Origin of the sequence: Vibrio sp. J1-1 (genome assembly GCF_021728395.1) — a bacterium.
Taxonomy (GTDB): Bacteria; Pseudomonadota; Gammaproteobacteria; order Enterobacterales; family Vibrionaceae; genus Vibrio.
The window spans coordinates 86590-107567 of record NZ_JAKKCM010000014.1 but is presented as its reverse complement, the minus strand read 5'-3'; the positions used below and the strand labels follow the sequence as shown (position 1 = coordinate 107567).

Annotated in this window: 16 protein-coding genes, 1 tRNA gene and 1 pseudogene; 13 read left to right on the top strand and 5 right to left on the bottom strand. The window is 45.6% G+C overall.

Annotation, left to right across the window (positions count from 1 at the left end; translation table 11 throughout):
• Positions 1–164: 164 nt before the first annotated feature.
• Complete coding sequence (locus tag L3V31_RS18910) at positions 165–1424, bottom strand: aromatic ring-hydroxylating dioxygenase subunit alpha (protein ID WP_275949733.1); 1260 nt, start codon at positions 1422–1424, stop codon at positions 165–167.
• 314 nt (positions 1425–1738) lie between these two features.
• Here L3V31_RS18910 and L3V31_RS18905 point away from each other — a divergent pair, with 314 nt between their 5' ends.
• The 8 genes from L3V31_RS18905 (at position 1739) to L3V31_RS18870 (ending at position 12167) form a co-directional block, all read left to right on the top strand.
• On the top strand, positions 1739–2866 hold the full coding sequence (locus L3V31_RS18905) for a hybrid-cluster NAD(P)-dependent oxidoreductase (RefSeq protein WP_275949732.1): 1128 nt from the start codon (positions 1739–1741) through the stop codon (positions 2864–2866).
• 421 nt (positions 2867–3287) lie between these two features.
• Complete coding sequence (glyA, locus tag L3V31_RS18900) at positions 3288–4550, top strand: serine hydroxymethyltransferase (RefSeq protein WP_237318319.1); 1263 nt, start codon at positions 3288–3290, stop codon at positions 4548–4550.
• A 46-nt stretch (positions 4551–4596) separates the two neighbouring features.
• Positions 4597–5850, top strand: coding sequence for a sarcosine oxidase subunit beta family protein (locus L3V31_RS18895; RefSeq protein ID WP_237318318.1), 1254 nt, complete (start codon positions 4597–4599; stop codon positions 5848–5850).
• A gap of 13 nt (positions 5851–5863) precedes the next feature.
• A complete protein-coding gene (locus tag L3V31_RS18890) occupies positions 5864–6148 on the top strand; it encodes a sarcosine oxidase subunit delta (RefSeq protein ID WP_014234561.1) in 285 nt (94 codons plus the stop codon).
• A 12-nt stretch (positions 6149–6160) separates the two neighbouring features.
• Complete coding sequence (locus L3V31_RS18885; protein WP_237318316.1) at positions 6161–9178, top strand: sarcosine oxidase subunit alpha; 3018 nt, start codon at positions 6161–6163, stop codon at positions 9176–9178.
• Positions 9171–9839 (top strand): sarcosine oxidase subunit gamma family protein, encoded by a 669-nt coding sequence (locus tag L3V31_RS18880; protein WP_237318314.1) that lies wholly within the window; start codon positions 9171–9173, stop codon positions 9837–9839. The genes L3V31_RS18885 and L3V31_RS18880 overlap by 8 nt, the downstream gene beginning before the upstream one ends.
• 66 nt (positions 9840–9905) lie before the next feature.
• Complete coding sequence (gene purU / locus L3V31_RS18875) at positions 9906–10772, top strand: formyltetrahydrofolate deformylase (RefSeq protein WP_237318312.1); 867 nt, start codon at positions 9906–9908, stop codon at positions 10770–10772.
• Positions 10773–10787: 15 nt separating this feature from the next.
• Positions 10788–12167, top strand: a complete 1380-nt coding sequence (locus tag L3V31_RS18870; RefSeq protein ID WP_237318310.1) for an L-serine ammonia-lyase — start codon at positions 10788–10790, stop codon at positions 12165–12167.
• 115 nt (positions 12168–12282) lie between these two features.
• Here the strand turns inward: L3V31_RS18870 and L3V31_RS18865 are convergent, their stop codons facing one another.
• On the bottom strand, positions 12283–13329 hold the full coding sequence (locus L3V31_RS18865; protein WP_237318309.1) for a helix-turn-helix domain-containing protein: 1047 nt from the start codon (positions 13327–13329) through the stop codon (positions 12283–12285).
• A gap of 681 nt (positions 13330–14010) precedes the next feature.
• On the opposite strand from L3V31_RS18865, the gene galE reads away from it, so the two are divergent.
• The 4 genes from galE (at position 14011) to galM (ending at position 18474) form a co-directional block, all read left to right on the top strand.
• Complete coding sequence (galE, locus tag L3V31_RS18860; RefSeq protein WP_237318307.1) at positions 14011–15021, top strand: UDP-glucose 4-epimerase GalE; 1011 nt, start codon at positions 14011–14013, stop codon at positions 15019–15021.
• Between the two features lie 55 nt (positions 15022–15076).
• A complete protein-coding gene (locus L3V31_RS18855; protein WP_237318305.1) occupies positions 15077–16129 on the top strand; it encodes a UDP-glucose--hexose-1-phosphate uridylyltransferase in 1053 nt (350 codons plus the stop codon).
• Between the two features lie 110 nt (positions 16130–16239).
• Positions 16240–17400: a galactokinase gene (gene galK / locus L3V31_RS18850; protein WP_237318303.1), complete on the top strand. Its 1161-nt coding sequence runs from the start codon at positions 16240–16242 to the stop codon at positions 17398–17400.
• A 9-nt stretch (positions 17401–17409) separates the two neighbouring features.
• Entirely contained in the window at positions 17410–18474 is a 1065-nt protein-coding gene (gene galM, locus L3V31_RS18845; RefSeq protein WP_237318301.1) for a galactose-1-epimerase, read from the top strand.
• Between the two features lie 44 nt (positions 18475–18518).
• On the opposite strand, the pseudogene L3V31_RS22100 reads toward galM, so the two are convergent.
• Both L3V31_RS22100 and L3V31_RS18840 read right to left on the bottom strand, forming a co-directional pair.
• A pseudogene (locus L3V31_RS22100) lies at positions 18519–18635 on the bottom strand (DNA-binding transcriptional regulator GalS); the annotation flags it as partial.
• Positions 18636–18827: 192 nt separating this feature from the next.
• Positions 18828–18918 (bottom strand) — tRNA-Ser (locus L3V31_RS18840).
• Between the two features lie 325 nt (positions 18919–19243).
• Between L3V31_RS18840 and L3V31_RS18835 the strand changes: the two genes are divergently transcribed.
• On the top strand, positions 19244–19924 hold the full coding sequence (locus L3V31_RS18835; RefSeq protein ID WP_237318299.1) for a MaoC family dehydratase: 681 nt from the start codon (positions 19244–19246) through the stop codon (positions 19922–19924).
• A 48-nt stretch (positions 19925–19972) separates the two neighbouring features.
• Here L3V31_RS18835 and L3V31_RS18830 read toward each other — a convergent pair whose 3' ends face one another.
• Positions 19973–20800 (bottom strand): phosphate ABC transporter substrate-binding protein, encoded by an 828-nt coding sequence (locus tag L3V31_RS18830; protein WP_237318297.1) that lies wholly within the window; start codon positions 20798–20800, stop codon positions 19973–19975.
• Positions 20801–20978: the final 178 nt, after the last annotated feature.

Genomic DNA, 20978 nt, shown 5'->3' with positions numbered 1-20978 from the left:
CGTGGCGACTTGTCTATCCTTTTTATAGACAAACGCCCTAAGCCTAATAGGCCTAGGGCGGTAAAAATATCAAAGACCCGATATCCTGTTAATCGCAAGGCAGCTCCGCTTAAGTGAACTACGTTGCATCGTAGGATGAGGCTTTTGTCAGGGAGCAAAGCTAATTACAACTTTTCCTGGATTCGTTCTGCGTACCAGTTGACGAAATCAATGACACCAAACTCAAAGGTTTCAGAGTAAGGCCCTGGTTCGTAGCTTAGCGAGTTGATACCACGTTGGTTCTCTTCACCAAGTCGACGGTCCTGCTCGTTTGTTGCATCCCAAACACGACGTAGGTTTTCTGGATCGTAATCCACACCTTCAATCGCGTCTTTGTGAACAAACCACTTGGTCGTTACCATCGATTCTTGCGCTGAGATTGGCAGAACGCGGAAAACGATGAAGTGATCGCTTTGCATGTGGTTCCACGAGTTAGGTAGATGCAAAATACGCAAAGAACCCAACTTGTCATTCTTGATACGGCCTAGCAGTTTTTGTGAACTGGCCGAGCCATCGATGGTCATTACAGACGTACCTTCTTTCAAAGGCATGCGCACCAAACGGTTTCTTCGACCGTATTTTTTATGCTCGTGCGGGATCGATTCTGCATCCCATTCCGCAGCCATACGCTCGTAGTAATCTAAGAACTCTTTTGGAGCACGTGGATCGTTCGTGTCATCCCACTCCAGAAGCGTGTTCAGTAGTTCTGGGTGGCTACCTGAACAGTGGTAACATTCACGGTTGTTTTCTAGAACAAGTTTCCAGTTCGCTTTTTCATACATGTTCGACTCAACGGCAAGCTTGGTATTCTCAACGTCGTACGGTTCCATGTATTCTTCAAGTGTTGCTAGGAACTCATCAAAATCTGATTCTGGTGGCTGTTCACCAAGGCAGATAAAGATAAAGCCACCCGCCGTTTTGCAGTGAACAGGTTTAAGTTTGTGCTTCTGCATATCAAACTCATCGCCCATCTCAGTGCCAGCGAATAGCAAGTTACCTTTCGTATCGTATGTCCACTGGTGATATGGACAAACTAAATTGGCCACTTTCCCTCTGTGCTCTAAGCAAATACGAGAACCACGGTGACGACACGTATTGTGGAACGCGTTAACTTGTCCATCAGCGTCACGGACGATAAGGACAGGGCTTTGCGCGATCTCTACAGTAAAGTAGTCGCCTTTTGACGGTATTTCACTCGTCATGCCAACGAATAACCACTCCTTCTGAAAGATCTCTTCTACATCAATTTTGAATAGAAGTGGATCGTTATATAACGGACGCGGTAGTGAATAATTAATACGACGCTCTTCGAGCATTTTTTTCATTTCTGCTCGTGCTACTTCTAAGCTCGAGTAACTGATGTTGAGAATATCGTTTTGTGTCATTGTCTATCTTCTTCTAGAAAATGTGGACGATACGCCCTACTAGGGGGCTTCCATGCGTTTTTGGCCAACAGCCTTACTAATAGTGGGTAAATGTTTGGCTCGCAGATATCCTGCCATTATTGGCATGTTAAGAAGTGGTCTAAATGCGACATTGAGTGAGCCTATTTAAGACACGCAATAAACTATTTTCCCTTACGTGACCGTTTTGGATAACTCCGTGTCGTTAATGGATAACTCGAATAGTCAATAATAACCAAAATAAGCACAACCCATGGAGGGAATCCACCAAATACACCGTTGCGGAGAAGCCGGATATGAATACCCCAATGAACTCACTAGCCACCAGTGGCTCTTTTATACCTGTTGAAACTCAAATTTGGGATAACGGTCGTCACGCAGTTCGTTGCGTTAAAACCATTCAAGAAACTTGGGACACCAAAACATTCTGTTTTATGGCTGAACAGCCGATCATGTTTTTCTTTAAGCCTGGTCAGTTTGTCACGCTTGAGCTTGAGATAGAAGGGGAGCAAGTTTTCCGCTCTTACACCATTTCGAGTTCACCGTCGGTCCCTTATAGCTTTTCGATCACGGTAAAGCGTGTTCCGGGTGGATTTGTTTCTAACTGGATCCATGACAATCTCGAAGAAGGCTCTGAATTAGCTGTCCATGGACCGGTTGGGGCATTTAACAGCATTGACTTCCCTGCAGAGAAAGTACTTCTACTATCTGGTGGGGTAGGTGTAACGCCGCTAATGTCTATGGCTCGCTGGATATACGATACCAATAGCGACGTCGATGTTACTTTCGTGCACAGTGCTCGAACGCCACGAGACATCATCTTCCATCGTGAGCTTGAATTTATGTCATCTCGCATCTCTAACTTCCACCTGCATCTAATTTGTGAGCGTTTGGAGTCAGGGCAAAACTGGTCGGGATACCGTGGGTATTTAGATGACATCAAGCTATTGATGATCACGCCAGATTTGCATGAACGCGAGATTTTCTGTTGTGGTCCGACGCCATACATGCGCGCGGTAAAATCTATCCTTGTCAAATTAGGTTTCAACATGGAGCACTACCATGAAGAAGCATTTGGTGAGGCTCCTGCGGGCGTAGAAGAACAAGCGGTTCAAGATGCTGAAATTGCAGCAGAAGAAGCGGAACTATTGACTGAAAGCGATCTAATCGAAGTCATGTTTACTGAAAGCGACAAGCAAGTTCAGGTCGCGCCGGGTGAAACAGTCCATGCTGCCGCGGCCAAAGCAGGACTTACCATTCCAAAAGCTTGTGGTATGGGTATTTGCGGTACATGTAAGGTTAAGAAAGTCAGTGGTGATGTAGAAATGAGCCACAACGGCGGTATTACCGATGACGATGTCGCAGATGGCTACATTCTTTCTTGCTGTAGTGTTCCTAACGGAAACGTTGTTATCGAATGCTAATCAAATAGTAAAAACTCACAACCTTAACTTCAGTACTTAATTCAAAGAATAAGTGTCAATAAATGAAATTATAACGCTCATTTATTTGAATTAAGAACTGAATTGTTGTGCTCTAAAAATCATTGTTAATAAATGTATTAATAATGATTTTTGGGATGTAGACAAGGAGGTGTATATAACAAGACTTATTGATTTCTATCGGGATTTTGGCAGAGCGCAAGCTCTGCTTTTTTTATTTAAAAATAAATTAAATCATGTCGCAAATCCGCAGATTTTGTCGTATTTACGCAAGCGCTATATTACGAATTAATTACTATTGAGTTGTCGATTAGGTTTTCATTGTAACGATTTTGAATTCAATGTCGTGCGGCAAACCTGATGCCTAAACAGGGAAGCGAGATTCCAGTATCAAGGAGAAGATATGTTTAACACTACTCAAAACATCGAAGCGTACGACAGTGAACTATGGTCGGCGATTGTAAAAGAAGAACAGAGACAAGAAGACCACATCGAGCTGATTGCTTCTGAAAACTACACCAGCCCACGAGTGATGCAAGCTCAAGGTAGTAAACTAACCAATAAATACGCTGAGGGTTACCCGGCAAAAAGATACTACGGTGGCTGTAAGTATGTTGATGAAGTAGAAGAATTGGCAATCGAACGTGCAAAGCAACTGTTCGGTGCAGAATACGCGAACGTACAACCACACTCAGGGTCACAAGCAAACGCTGCCGTGTACATGGCTCTTTGTGAACCAGGTGACACAGTATTGGGCATGAGCCTTGCTCACGGTGGTCACTTGACTCACGGTTCACACGTTAACTTTTCAGGCAAAATTTATAACGCTGTTCAATACGGTCTAAACGCTGAAACCGGCGAAATCGACTACGAACAAGTTGAGCAACTTGCTCTTGAGCACAAGCCTAAAATGATCGTTGCTGGGTTCTCAGCATACTCACGCGTCGTTGATTGGCAACGCTTCCGTGATATCGCGGACAAAGTTGGCGCTTACCTATTCGTTGATATGGCTCACGTAGCGGGATTGGTTGCAGCCGGTGTTTATCCAAACCCTGTTCCTTTCGCTGATGTCGTAACAACCACAACGCACAAAACTCTGCGTGGTCCACGTGGTGGTTTGATTGTCTCTCGCGATGCTGAGCTAGAGAAAAAGATCAACTCTGCAGTTTTCCCAGGTGGTCAAGGTGGCCCGCTAATGCACGTTATTGCTGCAAAAGCAGTGGCGTTTAAAGAGGCGTTAGAACCAGAGTTTGTTGAATACCAAAAACAAGTTGTCGCTAACGCACAAGTGATGGCGAAAGTATTTATCGAACGCGGTTTCGACGTTGTCTCTGGCGGCACAGATAACCACCTGTTCCTATTGAGCCTAATCCGTCAGAAACTGACAGGTAAAGCGGCAGACGCGGCGCTAGGTTTGGCGGGTATTACCGTAAACAAAAATGCTGTACCGGACGATCCACAGTCTCCGTTCGTTACTTCAGGCCTGCGCATTGGTACACCAGTCATCACAACACGTGGCTTCAAAGAATCTGAGTGTGAACTGCTGGCAGGTTGGATCTCAGACATTCTAGATGTACTTGATGACCCGCAAGCGCTTGCAAGTACGATTGAAGTGGTAGGAAGCAAAGTTCAGTCACTATGTCGTGATTTCCCAGCATACCAATAGATATCAAAACGGTAATTGACTTTAGCTGAAATGAAGGAACAGACAAATGCAGCATTATTCTGGTTTTGGTCTACTTAAACACTCGCTTTCCCATCACGAAAATTGGCAAAGTGTATGGCGCAATCCGACGCCAAAGAAAAAGTATGACGTAATTATTATTGGTGGCGGTGGCCATGGTCTAGCGACCGCTTACTACTTGGCAAAGCAACATGGTATTACTAATGTTGCTGTCATTGAAAAAGGTTATTTAGGTGGCGGTAATACAGCACGTAATACAACCATCGTTCGTTCTAACTATTTGTGGGATGAAGCTGCATTTCTATATGAACATTCACTGAAACTGTGGGACGGCTTGTCACAAGACCTGAACTATAACGTGATGTTCTCTCGTCGTGGCTGTCTCAACCTAGGGCACACGCTGCAAGACATGCGCGACATCGAACGTCGTGTTGCAGCAAACCGCCTGAACGGTATCCAGGGTGAAGTTCTTGATACGCAACAGGTTAAAGAGCTTGTACCTCACATGGATTGCTCTGCGAACACTCGTTACCCAATCCTTGGTGCGTCATGGCAGGCTAACGCTGGCGTAGCTCGTCACGATGCGGTTGCATGGGGCTTTGCTCGTGGTGCAGACAGCATGGGTGTTGACCTAATTCAGCAAACTGAAGTGATCGACATGATCATTGAAGATGGCGCGATTGTTGGTGTGAAAACGAACCGTTACGGCAACATCATGGCTGACAAAGTTGGTTGTGTGGTAGCAGGTAACTCAGGCGTGCTAGCGAAAATGGCTGGTTTCGAAATGCCTATAGAATCTCATCCATTGCAGGCACTAGTATCAGAACCGATCAAACCAATTCTGGATACAGTAGTGATGTCTAACCACGTACACGGTTACGTCAGCCAATCAGATAAAGGCGACTTGGTTATCGGTGCAGGTATCGATGGCTACAACGGTTATGGTCAGCGCGGTTCTTACTCAACCATCGAACACACTGTTCAAGCGATTGTTGAAATGTTCCCAATCTTCTCCCGTGTGCGCATGAATCGTCAGTGGGGCGGCATTGTTGATACCACAGCGGACGCTTGTCCAATCATCACGAAAACACCGGTTGAAAACCTATTCTTCAACTGTGGTTGGGGTACGGGTGGATTTAAAGCAACACCTGGGTCAGGCAATGTATTTGCAGCCAGCTTGGCGAAAGGCGAAATGCATGAACTTGCTGAACCTTTCTCAATGTTCCGCTTCAACAATGGTGCATTGATCGACGAACACGGTGCTGCGGGCGTAGCGCACTAACAGGAGAAGAATTATGTTTCTGATTTATTGCCCTCACTGCTGTGAGTATCGCGAAGAAGAAGAGTTCCACCCAAAAGGTCAGGCTCACATTACACGTCCAGTCGATGCGGACAGCTGCACAGATGAAGAGTGGGGCCAATACCTATTCTTCCGTAAGAATCCAAGAGGACTTCACCACGAAATGTGGGTGCACTCAGCGGGGTGTCGCAAGTTTTTCAACATGACACGCGACACGCAGACTTATGAAATTAAAGAAGTCTACAAGATTGGTGAGCAACCTTCACTGGCTGCAGAGTAAGGAGTGTTAAGGATGACACAAGTAAATCGTATTTCATCACAAAGTCGAGTTGACCAGTCCAAGTCAGTGACTTTTGAATTCAATGGTAAGTCATACCCAGGTTATGCTGGTGACACATTGGCTTCAGCACTATTAGCAAATGGTGTTGATGTTGTAGGTCGTAGTTTTAAATACAGTCGTCCTCGCGGCATCATCGCGGCAGGTGCAGAAGAGCCAAATGCAATCTTCCAACTTGGTGCGACAGAAGCCACACAGGTTCCAAACATCCGTGCAACACAGCAAGAGCTTTACGATGGTCTTGTTTGTCAGTCAACCAATGGCTGGCCGAATGTTGATAAAGATGTAATGGGCGTTTTAGGTAAAGTCGGCGGTGGCATGATGCCTCCAGGCTTTTACTACAAAACATTCATGTACCCAAAATCAATGTGGGAAACCTACGAAAAATACATTCGTAGCGCTGCGGGACTAGGTCGTTCACCATTAGAGAACGATCCTGACCGTTACGAAAACATCAACCAACACTGCGACGTTTTAGTCGTTGGTGCAGGCCCTGCAGGATTAATGGCGGCATTAACAGCAGCACGCAGCGGTGCTCGCGTTATTCTGGCTGATGAACAAAGTGAGATGGGCGGCAACCTGCTTAACACTAAAGAGCAAGTAGATGGCCGACCAGCGACCCAGTGGGTGCAAGAGGTTCTGGCGGAGCTGGAAGCTTGCCCAGAAGTGAAGTTACTACCGCGTTCAACGGTGAACGGCTACCATGACCATAACTTCTTAACTATCCACGAGCGTTGTACAGATCACCTGACTGATTTAGCGCCTAAGCATACTGCTCGTCAGCGTTTGCATCGTGTTCGCGCGAAATGGGTAGTGTTGGCATCAGGTTCGCACGAGCGTCCACTTGTATTTGGTAACAACGATCTACCAGGCAGCATGCTTTGTAGCGCTGTATCTACATACATCAACCGCTACTCAGTGGTACCAGGTCAAAGCCTTGTCGTTATGACGACGAATGACAGTGGTTACCAGACAGCATTGGATTGGCATGGCGCGGGTCGTAAGGTCAGTGCCGTTGTTGATACCCGAGCGAATGCGGATAGTGCAATAATCCAGAGCGTGATTAAAGCGGGTATTCGTGTTATCAAAGGTTCTGCGGTTGTTGAAGCTCTAGGAAGCAAGCGCGTAACTGGAGTTCGTATTAACAAACTCGACGCGAGCGGTAAGAAAGTTGAAAGCTCAAGCGAGACGATACAAGTTGATACGATTGCTACATCTGGTGGCTATAGCCCGGCAGTACACCTTTCTTGTCATACAGGCAGCCGTCCTGTGTGGAACGAAGAGGTTATCGGTTTTGTTCCTGGTGAAACTAAGCAGAAGCAACTGATTGCAGGTGCGATCAACGGTAACTTTACCACTAAAGGCGCAATGCAAGAAGGTATTGACGCTGGGAATAAAGCAATCCAAGAGTTAGGCCTGAGTGCAGTGGATGTTGCGCTACCAAAAACCAATGAGTTACCGGTAGCGAAACCAATGGCATTGTTCCATATCCCGCATCCGAAAAAGACATCGAAAGCGCCGAAACAGTTTGTGGATTTCCAAAATGACGTAACAGCGGCTGGTATTGAACTGGCATGTCGTGAAGGCTTTGAGTCAATCGAGCACGTTAAACGTTATACAGCGATGGGCTTTGGTACCGACCAAGGTAAGCTAGGTAACATTAATGGTATGGCTATCGCCGCTAACGCGTTGAACAAGTCAATTCCAGAAACAGGTACGACGATTTTCCGTCCAAACTACACGCCGGTTACCTTTGGTGCGATTGCGGGACGTAACTGTAAAGAGCTGTTTGATCCTAAGCGTTACACCGCAATGCATCAGTGGCACTTAGACAATGGCGCTTTGTTTGAAGATGTTGGTCACTGGAAACGCCCATGGTATTTCCCAAAACCAGCAGAGACGATGCAACAAGCTCTTGACCGTGAGTGTCTGGCAGTACGTAACTCAGTCGGTATTCTGGACGCATCAACACTTGGTAAGATCGACATTCAAGGTAAAGATGCGCGTGAATTCTTAGGCCGTATTTACAGTAATGCATGGGCAAAACTGCCAATTGGTAAGTGTCGCTACGGCTTAATGTGTGGCGAAGACGGTATGGTGTTTGACGATGGTGTTACGTCATGTCTTGGTGAAAACCACTTCTTGATGACGACGACGACTGGTGGTGCAGCACACGTACTTGAGTGGTTAGAGCTATACCATCAAACAGAATGGCCAGAACTTGAAGTGTACTTTACTTCGGTTACTGATCACTGGGCGACGGCGACGATTTCAGGTCCAAACAGCCGCAAACTGCTGCAAGAGTTAACTGACTGTGACCTAAGCAAAGAAAACTTTGCGTTCATGGACTGGAAACAAGCAACGGTTGCCGGTGTACCAGCGCGTATCTTCCGCATCTCTTTCACTGGTGAACTGTCATTCGAAATCAACGTACAGGCGAACTACGGCCTACACGTTTGGAAGAAGTTGATGGAACACGGTGCGAAATACGACATCACGCCTTACGGTACTGAAACAATGCACATTCTACGTGCAGAGAAAGGTTTCATTATCGCAGGTCAGGATACAGACGGAAGCGTTCACCCTTACGATTTAGGCATGGGGTGGTGTGTGGCTAACAGCAAGCCATTCAGCTTTATCGGTAAACGAGGCATGGCACGTGAAGACTGTGTAAGAAAAAACCGTAAGCAACTGGTTGGCTTGAAAACCATCGACCCGAATGTGGTTATTCCTGAAGGTTCACAAGGTGTGCTTGATCCAAATGCGCCGATTCCTGTTCCAATGGTTGGGCATATTACCTCTAGCTACTGGAGTGCAAACCTGAACCGCAGTATCGCGATGGGCTTTGTAAAAGGTGGTCTGGACCGCATGGGCGAAAAGGTTTACTACCCACAAGTAGACGGTAGCGTGATTGAAGCTGAAATCTGCAGCACTGTATTTTTGGATCCAAAGGGAGAGCGCCAAAATGTCTGATACAACATTGATTGAACAAGAAAACAAACAACCATTGTTTGACTTAATGAACCAGGTTCCTGGTGGAGAAATTTTCGGTGAATCTCCTTTGCATCACGCAGAGTTCGATAAATTGGCAAGTATGCCGCCAGACCGACAAGGTGTGGTTCTTAAAGAAGTGAAGTTGATGGGGCATCTAACGTTACGATGCAACCCAGAAAATGAAGAAATGCTAAAAACAGTGTCTTCAATTCTTGGCTTCTCATTACCACTTGAGCCGTTGACATCCACGTCGAAAGGCGATTTTACCGCTCGTTGGTTAGCGCCGGATGAATGGTTGATAACGGTTCCTGGACTGACAGCATTTGATGTGGAATCTGCGTTTCGTGAGCAGATGAAAGGTCACTACTCGCTGGTTAACGGTAGCGGCGGTTCAACGATTCTTGAGCTTTCTGGTACTCATGCTGTTGATGTTCTAAAAAAATCGACGCCGATTGATATTCACTTGAAGGAATTCCCAGTTGGCAAAGTTGTGTCAACGGTATTTGCGAAAAGTGGCGCTATTATTCGTCGCCTTGAAGAAGATAAGTTCGAGTTGGTTGTTCGCCGTAGCTTCTCTGACTACCTATGGTTGTGGATTCAAGATGCAAGCCTAGAGTTTGGTCTGTCGATCGCTAAGTAAAGAGCTAGCTAAGTCGTAATCAAGCCGGTACGGGATGTACCGGCTATACCATGAGTAGAGGGAACTATGGAAAATTCAACACAAACTTGGATTCTTACCGCACATTGCCCAAGTGTAAGTGGCACTGTTGACGTCGTTACGCGTTACTTGGCGAGCGTTGGACATTACATCAATGAAATCCAGTCTTTTGATGACAGGGCTACAGGGCAGTTTTTTATTCGTATTGAGTTTATTCCAGCAGAACCAGATTTTGATCCGCAGCAGTTTGACTCAGAGTTTAGTGTAAGAGCGAAAGATTTCTCGATGGAGTGGAATCTTACCGCGTCTGGCCATCGCATGCGCATGGCTATCCTGGTCTCAAAATATGATCACTGTCTAAACGATTTGCTTTATCGCTACCGTACCGGTCAGTTGAACGTTGAAGTACCAGTTATCATCTCTAACCATCCTGATTTGGAAAACCTAGCCAAGTGGCACGGTATTCCTTACCACCATTTGCCTATTACCCCAGAAACCAAGCCAGAGCAGGAAGCTGAAATTGTTCGCTTGTTAGATGAATACGACATCGAACTGGTTGTACTGGCGCGCTACATGCAAATTCTCTCTCCTTGGCTATGTGAACGCTTAAACGGACGCGCAATCAATATCCATCACTCCCTGTTACCAGGCTTTAAAGGCGCACGTCCGTACCATCAGGCATGGGAAAAAGGCGTGAAGATGGTTGGCGCAACGGCTCACTACGTAAACAACGACTTGGACGAAGGTCCAATCATCTCTCAAGGCCTTCAGGAAGTAGGGCACGCTCACTACCCAGAAGACTTGATTGCTAAAGGTCAGGATGTTGAACGAATCACTTTGTTTAATGCCGTAAAACATCATGTTGAAAAGCGGGTATTTTTATCCGGTTCTCGCACTATTATTTTAAGCCATTGATAGGAGTAGCAAGGGATGTCTATCAGTGTTTTTGATTTGTTTAAAATTGGCGTTGGACCATCAAGCTCCCATACCGTTGGACCCATGGTCGCCGCCAATCGATTTGCCAATGAGTTAGATGAATTAAATTTCTTAGAAGCGACTCAGCGAATTGTGGTTAAGTTAATGGGTTCTTTGAGTGCGACTGGTGTTGGCCATGGCACGGATTCCGCCATCGTCGTTGGCCTGATGGGTGAACTGCCGGATACCGTTGATACGGCAACGATCCCCGTCATCACACAGGAGCTAAAGCAAGGCGGAGACTTATGGCTAAAGCGTAAAAAGTTAGTCCCTTTTGACTGGCCAAACGACATGAAGTTCTTAAGTGAAGTGCACCCTTACCACCCGAACGCAATGGAAATCATAGCCATCGACCAATCTGGTCATACATTGTACCAAAACGTCTATTTTTCAGTGGGCGGTGGCTTCATTTTAGATAAGAAAGAAGCGCTGTCTGAGACTTCTGCAACGGATTCTGTCGCGCTTCCTTATGATTTTAATAGCGGTGAAGAACTCCTAAAGCTATGCCAAAAACACAAACTCAGTATCAGTGAACTGATGCTGGAAAATGAAAAAGTTTGGCGCTCAGAGCAGGAGATTCGAGACGGTTTGCTCAGCCTCTGGTACGCGATGAAATCTTGTATTTCTAACGGCCTTAGTGCTGAAGGCGTGTTACCTGGCGGGCTAAATGTTAAACGCCGTGCAAAGAAACTATTTGATGCGCTGGTCTATTGCGAGAACCCGAATGTTATCAGCTCCACACTAAGCGGTATGGATTGGGTAAATTTATACGCGTTAGCGGTTAACGAAGAAAACGCAGCAGGTGGTCGAATGGTGACGGCACCGACAAACGGTGCGGCGGGTATCATTCCAGCAGTATTAATGTACTTCAAAGAGTTCACGCCGAACTGTTCAGACGAGCAAGTGGTCGATTTTCTTTTAACTGCAGCAGCGATAGGTATTCTATGTAAGAAGAATGCGTCTATCTCTGGCGCGGAAGTGGGTTGCCAAGGTGAAGTTGGCTCTGCTTGTGCGATGGCCGCTGCGGGTGTTTGTGCCGTTCTAGGGGGAACGCCACTACAAATTGAAAACGCAGCAGAAATCGGATTAGAGCATAACTTAGGACTGACTTGTGACCCGGTGGGTGGACTCGTTCAGGTTCCGTGTATCGAGCGTAACGCGATTGCTGCAATGAAAGCGATTAACGCTGCACAAATGGCGCTGCGCGGTGATGGAGAGCATTTTGTCTCTCTGGATAAAGTCATCAAAACGATGCGCGATACTGGTCTGGATATGCAGGACAAATATAAAGAAACATCAACAGGTGGCTTAGCTGTTAATGTGATTGAGTGTTAATATTTTCTATCTCTCGTCCTTGGTGTTGACACTCACTTACTAAGCCAAAGAAGACACAGCGGGCTCTGTGTCTTCTTTTTTATTGCACCACCTATTTTTATTGGAACTTGGCTTGTTAGCGTGTCGAATGCGTTGAGTTTTTGTTCTTCATGTTTTGACGAAGTTGAGTCGGTGTGTAACCAAAGAAGTCTTTAAAACAGTTGCTGAAGTGACTGCTGCTAACAAATCCACAGCTTAAGCCGATTTGAATGATCGGTTCTTTATTCTTCTCCAGCTCTTTATGAGCCGCCAACAGACGTAGCTTCAGATAATACCTCGATGGCGAGATATCTAGATGAGTTTGAAATAGCCGTTCTAACTGTCTTCGTGACATCGATAAAAATCGCGCGAGCTCGTCTGGCGTCAAAGGTTCCTCAATGTTTGATTCCATCAGGGCTATCGCGTCTTGCAGTGCGTCTGGGCGGGCAAGGGTATCTACTGACGGCTTATTCGCTTGGCTGTGTAATATTGCCTGCCTTCCTTCGGATGCTTGATCGCAGCTTAAGATCTCTCGCACAGCACGCACTAACGTTTTATCAAACTTCACCTCTATGATACTCAGCATCATCTCCATCGCACTGTTTGGCCCTGCACAACTCGCAGTCTTAGGCGTGACTTCATAAGTATGAGGAGATAATTCCAGAGCTGGGAAAGTCGTATGAATAAACTGATGGCTATTGGGATGCACCGCTGAAGCGGTATTTTCTTCAATAGTATTCGCATGTGCTAACGCAATGGTCCCATTCCAAATGCTTCCCAGATTGATCTTTTGATTGTTGGCGGAAGTCAGGCATTCCGTAAGGGGCAGTGATGCTTGCGTACTGCAACGGTAACCTCCACAAACAAACAGCCAATCTAGTGAGCCTCTTTTGTGTAGGTTTAACGACTCAACTGTTGCATCTGTTGCTATATCGATCCCAATATCACTCAATACCTTACGTGAGTCGATACCAAAGGTTTGGATTTGAAATAGCTCTGTTTCATGCACAAGATTCGCTGTAATCAGTGCATCCATCGCAGCAGTAAACGCCATAAGAGAAAAATGCGGTTGGAGAATAAAACCGATTCTGATGGGATCAGGACAAGTATTACGCTGATTCGATTGCGGGGTTTTTACCTGCATTACTTCTCACTTACTTTTAAATTGGGGCATCTCATTTAATCTAAATCCATTAAACAACTATCGAGCAAGGATAAAAGGCTATCGGGCAAGAACTGTGATCTCTAAATGTATAAGGTGTATATATTAGCAATAGAGAATAAACGAAATTAACGACGCCTTTAAGCAATCAGCTGTTCGCGATTTAGCGCATCGCTTTGTTATCGATATGTCTTCTCTAGCTTAGTTATACAATGAGCTGAAAGTATACATAATTGCGTTTGTCGTCAAAGTTATCTGACTCGCTTGTTCATGCCGATCTTTTTCTATTTCTCGTGCGCTGATGAGTTATTACTCATTCAAAGAGAACTGCATTTTAGTGGTAACGATTACACTTGTTGGCGTATTTTCCGAATTTAAGTCAGTTAAATTTGTGACTACCTCCGAGTTGAGACTTGTCGAACATTTATGAATGCTTATATAGGCTAGTTATCACCCATCCTCTGTAATACTAAACAGTTATCTTTTAGAAATTAGTGGAAACGTTTACACTAATTTGAGTTTGATCACGGATCTGAATCGGTATTGATTGATAGACTTTTAAACAGCTAAGAAATGGGCGTATCGATCGGATGTGATTAAAACTGGTTCAGTGAGCATCGGACCCGATATCGAGCAGGAGGCAGTAACAGTGGAGAAGCAAAAGTGAAAGTTCTTGTCACAGGTGGTATGGGTTACATCGGTAGTCACACATGCGTTCAGATGATTGAGGCTGGTATGGAGCCCATCATTGTCGATAACTTGTGTAATGCCAAAACAGAAGTATTGAGCCGTATTGAAGCGCTAACTGGAAAACAGCCAGCGTTCTACCAAGGCGATATTCGTGATGAAGTATTTTTGGACTCAGTATTCGCTAAGCATGACATTCAAGCGGTGATCCACTTTGCTGGCCTGAAAGCGGTAGGTGAGTCAGTCGTCAAGCCATTGGAATATTACGATAACAACGTCAATGGTTCATTGGTGTTGGCGCGCAGTATGCGTAAAGCGGGTGTGAAGAGCATCGTATTCAGCTCTTCTGCAACCGTCTACGGCGATCCAGAAATCGTTCCGATTACAGAAAACTCACCAACAGGCGCAACCACAAACCCATATGGGCGCAGTAAATACATGGTGGAAGAGTGTTTGAGTGATTTGTTCAATGCAGAAAGGGATTGGAGCATCACTTTGCTGCGTTACTTCAATCCTGTTGGCGCGCATCCATCGGGCACAATGGGCGAAGACCCACAAGGTATTCCAAACAACTTGATGCCGTTCATCGCACAAGTCGCGGTTGGCCGTCGTGAAAAACTCTCGGTATTTGGTAACGACTACCAAACGCCAGACGGTACAGGGGTGCGTGATTACGTCCACGTAATGGACTTGGCTGATGGTCATATTGCGGCATTGAAATCAGTGGGTGAGAAAGAGGGGTTGCACATTTACAACCTAGGTACAGGTAAAGGCTCTAGCGTAATTGAAATGCTGGAAGCTTTCGGTGCTGCTTGCGGTAAACCTGTACCTTACGAGCTATGCCCACGTCGTCCGGGTGATATTGCGGAATGTTGGGCGAGCACAGATAAGGCAGAGCGAGAGCTGGGTTGGAAAGCAATTCGCAGCATTTCTGAAATGACTGCCGATACTTGGAGTTGGCAATCTAAGAACCCACAAGGTTACTAATTTAAATCCGGTGCAGCGCGTCGGACTAGCAAGAATATTAAGTTGAGTAAGTAAAATGTCGAACGTTGAATTTAACCCAGTGGATCATCCACACCGTCGTTACAACCCACTAACGGGTCAATGGATTTTAGTTTCACCACATCGTGCAAAACGTCCTTGGAGTGGCGCGGATGAGAAAGCTGCGATCGATGAGCTACCAAGCTACGATGAGAACTGCTTCCTGTGCCCGACAAATGAGCGTATTTCTGGCGATGTTAACCCAGATTATCAAGGTACGTACGTGTTCAATAATGATTTTGCTGCTCTGATGGTGGATTCACCAGATGCGCCAGAATCAGAAAGCTCACTATTTAAAACCCAAGGTGTGCGCGGTTTGAGCCGAGTGATTTGTTTCTCTCCAGACCACAGCAAAACCCTACCTGAACTACCCGTGGACAAAATCCGTGGTGTGATTGACACGTGGAACGAGCAAATTGAAGAGCTAGGCAAAGAGTACGTTTGGGTTCAAGCATTTGAGAACAAGGGTGAAACTATGGGCTGTTCTCAACCGCATCCACACGGTCAAATTTGGGCGAACAGCTTCTTACCAAACGAGATTGAACGCAAAGAGCAGAACCTAAAAGCTTACTACCAAGAAAATGGCACTAACCTGCTGGTGGATTATGTGCAGGAAGAGATGAAAGACGGCTCCCGCATCGTGGTAGAAACCGAACATTGGGTTGCGGTTGTCCCTTATTGGGCGGCGTGGCCATTCGAAACCATGCTATTACCAAAAACACACATCCGCCGTATGAGCGAGTTAAGTAATGAGCAGCGTGACGATCTTGCTGTTGCTATCAAAAAGCTGACCAGCCGTTATGACAATCTATTCCAATGTTCTTTCCCTTACTCAATGGGCTGGCACTACGCGCCGTTCTTTGAACAAGGCACAAACATCGACCATTGGCAGCTTCACGCACTGTTCTACCCGCCACTACTACGTAGCGCGACAGTTCGTAAGTTTATGGTGGGCTACGAAATGCTGGCTGAAAGTCAACGTGACTTAACCGCAGAGCAAGCGGCACAGCGTCTGCGTGATCTAAGTGACTTGCACTACAAAGAACAGTAAGCCTTCAAGTTAGGCTGATAACGAATAATGGGATAGCGCGACTTTACAAATAAAAGTTAGGCTCAAAGCGCTATCCCAACATTAATTTCAAAATTTAAGAGAACGCCCCTATGTCTGATTTAATCCAAAATGTGAAAGCGTCTTTTGAGAAAGTGCTGGGCTATGCTCCAAGCCACATTATCCAAGCGCCTGGTCGTGTAAACCTGATTGGTGAACACACCGACTACAACGATGGCTTTGTACTGCCATGCGCGATCAACTATCAAACGGTTGTTGCGGCAGCAAAACGTGAAGACAACTTAGTACGCGTGATATCGGTTGACTATGGCAACGCGGTCGATGAATTCGATATCACTCAAGAAATCACATTCCAAGAAGACAAGATGTGGGCGAATTACATTCGTGGTGTCGTGAAGTGTCTACTTGCGCGTGGTTACCAGTTTTCAGGTGCTGATATCTCTGTGAGCGGCAATGTCCCTCAAGGTGCAGGGTTGAGCTCCTCAGCGGCACTTGAAGTCGTGATTGGTCAAACGTTTAAGGTACTATTCAACCTAGAAATCAGCCAACCGGAAGTCGCACTAAATGGCCAGCAAGCAGAAAACGAATTCGTTGGTTGTAACTGCGGCATCATGGATCAAATGATTTCGGCAGAAGGTCGTGAAAATCACGCCATGTTATTGGACTGTCGTAGCCTGGAAACAGAAGCGGTGTCTATGCCTGAGGACATGGCAGTAGTGATCATCAACTCGAACAAAAAACGTGGCTTGGTAGACAGCGAATACAACACTCGTCGCGCACAGTGCGAAGAAGCGGCGCGCATCTTTGGCGTTAAAGCGCTGCGCGATGTAACTATTGAGCAGTTCAACGAGAAAGTTTCTGAGCTGGATGAAATGGTGGCAAAACGAGCTCGTCACGTGATCACTGAAAACGAACGCACAGTTGAAGCAGCAAAAGCGCTACGTTCGCATGATATTAAACGTATGAGTGAGCTGATGGCTCAGTCACATGCATCAATGCGTGATGATTTCGAAATTACCGTCAAAGAGATCGACATCCTAGTTGAGATGGTGAAAGAAGTGATTGATGGTCAAGGTGGCGTGCGCATGACTGGTGGCGGCTTCGGTGGTTGTATTGTCGCTCTTGTTCCACCTGCATTGGTAGATGAAGTGAAAGCGACGGTAGAAGCAAAATACCAAGCAGCGACAGGTTTAAAAGAGTCGATTTATGTTTGCAAAGCCAAAGATGGCGCTGGTCTGGTCGAAGTGTTGTAAAGGCAAGTGATGAAGGCATATTTTGAACAACTAGAACATGCGATGATGCAAACGCCATCGTTTGACGGTCAAGTCGCGAAATTGATCCACCTTACTAATGCGAGTGGTATGACAGCATCGTTCATGGATATTGGCGCGACGTGGTTGAGTTGCACACTGCCGTTAGATGATGAACAAAGAGAAGTGCTATTGCACTCACCCAATATGGCTGAGCACATGAAGCAAGACGCTTACTTTGGTGCCATAGTCGGTCGTTTTGCCAACCGCATTGCAAAAGGTCAATTTGAGATCGATGGAGAGCATTATCAACTTAGCGTTAATAACGGTGAAAACTCGCTCCACGGAGGCTTGGATGGGTACGATAAACGCCGTTGGAAGATTGTCGAGCAAAGCACTCAAGAAGTCACCCTTACACTCCACTCGCCTGATGGTGACCAAGGTTATCCAGGCAATCTAGATGTCAGAGTTACATACACGCTAACCGACGAGAATGAGCTCGTTATTTCCTATGAAGCGAATACCGATAAAACAACGCCGGTGAACTTAACCAACCACGCTTACTTTAATTTAGCGGGTGAGGCGAGTAACGTGAACAGTATGGATCATACCTTGCAGCTTATTGCAGAGCATTACTTGCCAACGGATACGGGGTTAATTCCTACGGGCGAACAAAAGCCTGTCTTAGGTACCAGTTTTGATTTCACTGAGCCAAAACCTATTGGCCAAGCATTTCTTACCGAGCAGGATCAGAAAACCGCTGGTGGCTATGATCACGCCTTTGTACTCAAGCCTGAAGTGTCTGATGGAGTGTCTGTCGCTGCGGTTCTGACTGCACCGAAAGAAGATGTGGTGATGAAGGTCAAAACCACTAAACCAGCTATCCAGTTCTATTCAGGAAATTTTTTAGCAGGCGTGCCGGGTGCCAGCAAAACCTACGCGCTTTATGACGGCCTTGCATTGGAAACCCAATACTTTCCTGATGGACCAAACAAACCAGAATGGGGACTCAACAAAAGGGGGTTGAGTTTTGGGGGTTGCTATCAGCATCGAACCGTGTATCAGTTCGAATTTTAGATAGCGTTTTTGGTGGGCTACATGCCCACCTTTTTTGTTTTTACCGAAGAGCAACATACAATTTTTCGTTCCCGGTGACGAATCAAACATTTCGTTGCTATGAGGTTACCAAGAGCAATACTACGTTCGGCCAATTCAGGAATATGGCGATTGATCAGCAATTCTGAGGCTTAGCGTTCATCTTCAGGACGTGACATAGAAGCGAAAAAGGCCGCTAATTTCTTAGCGGCCTTTTTACTAAATGTAGCGGAGTGCCGGGGGTTACGTTCAACTAGGGATTTAGAAATCCCGTTAAATTTCCCCTATGCTAAAACGACGAAAGCCCGTTGATTTCTCAACAGGCTTTCTAAATGTGGCGGAGAGATAGGGATTTGAACCCTAGATACGCTATTAACGTATGCCGGTTTTCAAGACCGGTGCTTTCAACCACTCAGCCATCTCTCCGTGTGGGTCGTATAATAGTGACAGTGAGAAAGCTTGTAAAGCGTTGAACTAACGAAAAAGAACTGTTTGGTCGTTTTGTAATCATAGATCTATGCTGTGATAGGTCGTGATATAGAAATATCTATTTAAGTAGGGCATTTTATAGAGCTTTTACTTTATCTTGTGGCTTATCAATAAAATGGTGTTTTATTGATATCGTTATGAAAATAAAGAGATAATCACCTTTGAGTATACATGTGTTCGCCCGAAAGTGTTTGCATCAATTTGTGAACTAATTCAAAATTAACTGGTATAGCCAGTTGTGCTTAAATTTCTAAGGGTGTTTATGAAGGTCACAAATCTATTTAAAGACAAAGTTGATGCGATTTCTGCACATCAATCCGAGTTTATGAATTGGATGTCTCCAACGCTACGCGACTATTGGAGTGACTTTTTGGATAAAGCTCAGCATAGTTTCCTATTCTCAAAAGTGCGCGATCACCAGCAACCTGCGATTAACGAAGAAGTTGCGCCTCAGCCAGAACCAATCGTCATGGCACCGGAAGCTCAAAAGGTGTACCAAGAGCTCGGTGGGAAAATTGGTGAAGTCATTCACGTTGGTGATTGGGTTCACGTGTCTCAAGATCGCATTAATCAGTTCGGTGCAGTAACTGAAGATATGCAGTGGATTCATACTGATCCTGAACGTGCATCAGCAGAGTCACCGTTTAAGACGACCATCGCTCATGGGTTCCTAACTTTGGCGTTATTACCAAAGCTGACAGATTCGGTTGATCCCGACAAGCCATTGTTCCCGACGGCGAAGTTAGTTGTCAATCTAGGGCTGAACCAAGTTCGTTTCCCTTATCCAGTAAAAGCGGGCAACAACGTTCGCGCTGTGAGTACGCTGACTAAAGTTACTCCAATCAAGAAAGGTCTTGAGATTGAGCGTGAGATCAAAGTCGAAATTGAAGGTATACGTCGCCCAGGGGCCGTTGTCGTTTCAGTTATCCAACTGCATTTCTAAACGACGGAAAGAACAAAAAAAGAGAGCATCGATATGCTCTCTTTTTATTTATTGGTCAAACTTTTTCACTGGCGTGTAGCCGTATTCAGCCACGGCTTGTTGGCCTTGATCTGATTTCAGAAATGCTACGAAGTCTTTACCTGCCTTGTCCAGTGCGTCCACTTTATACAGAACTAAAAAAGGTCGTGCCAATGTGTATTTGTGGTTCGCTATATTTTCAGAGGTAGGCTCAACTCCTTCAAACAGGATAGGTTTTACAGAGCGGTCAACTGAGCCCACAGAGATAAAACCAATAGCACGTGTGTTATGGTTTACGATCGTTTTCACCATGCTGTTGCTGTTTACTACCAGGTTATTTGGGCTGATATCAGAGACCAAACGGTCATTGACGATTTTGGTAAGACCCAAAAGACTTTCAAAACTGAAACGTGAGCCTGATGACGCTTCACGAGTCACAACAGCGATAGGTTGATCGTCACCACCGACTTCTTTCCAGTTTTTAACTTTGCCTTTATAAATATCAAATAGTTGCTGCTGAGAGAGGTTTTCTATAGAGTTTGCACGGTTTACCACGATTGCCAAACCATCATAAGCGATTGGTACAACGTTTAGGTCTTCTCCTTTTTCGCTTTCTGTCAGGTATCGGGAGCTCATCCCAATTTTAACCACACCTTTGTTCACCATGGTAATGCCTGCACTCGAGCCAATGCCTTGGACTGCGATATAGTTATCAGGGTGCGTTTTATTATATTTCTCGGCAAGAACATCCATAATACGTGCAACGGAAGTAGAACCAGAGATATTCACCTCTTTCGCCATTGCGGAAGGAAGAGCGATGGCCATGGCTAGCAGAGTCACCACAGTAAAACGTAACATATTAAACTCCAAAAAATGGTATCAAGCAGCGCATATGATATTTCGTTGAAGTTACATTTTTGTGAATTGACCAGTCCAAAAGGAGGGAAATACCTTCTTTTAAGTCAGATTTATTTTTGCGAACATCACTCGCAAGTGAACAAACAAATGGGCTAAGAGTGCCTCTTTTCGCTGGGGT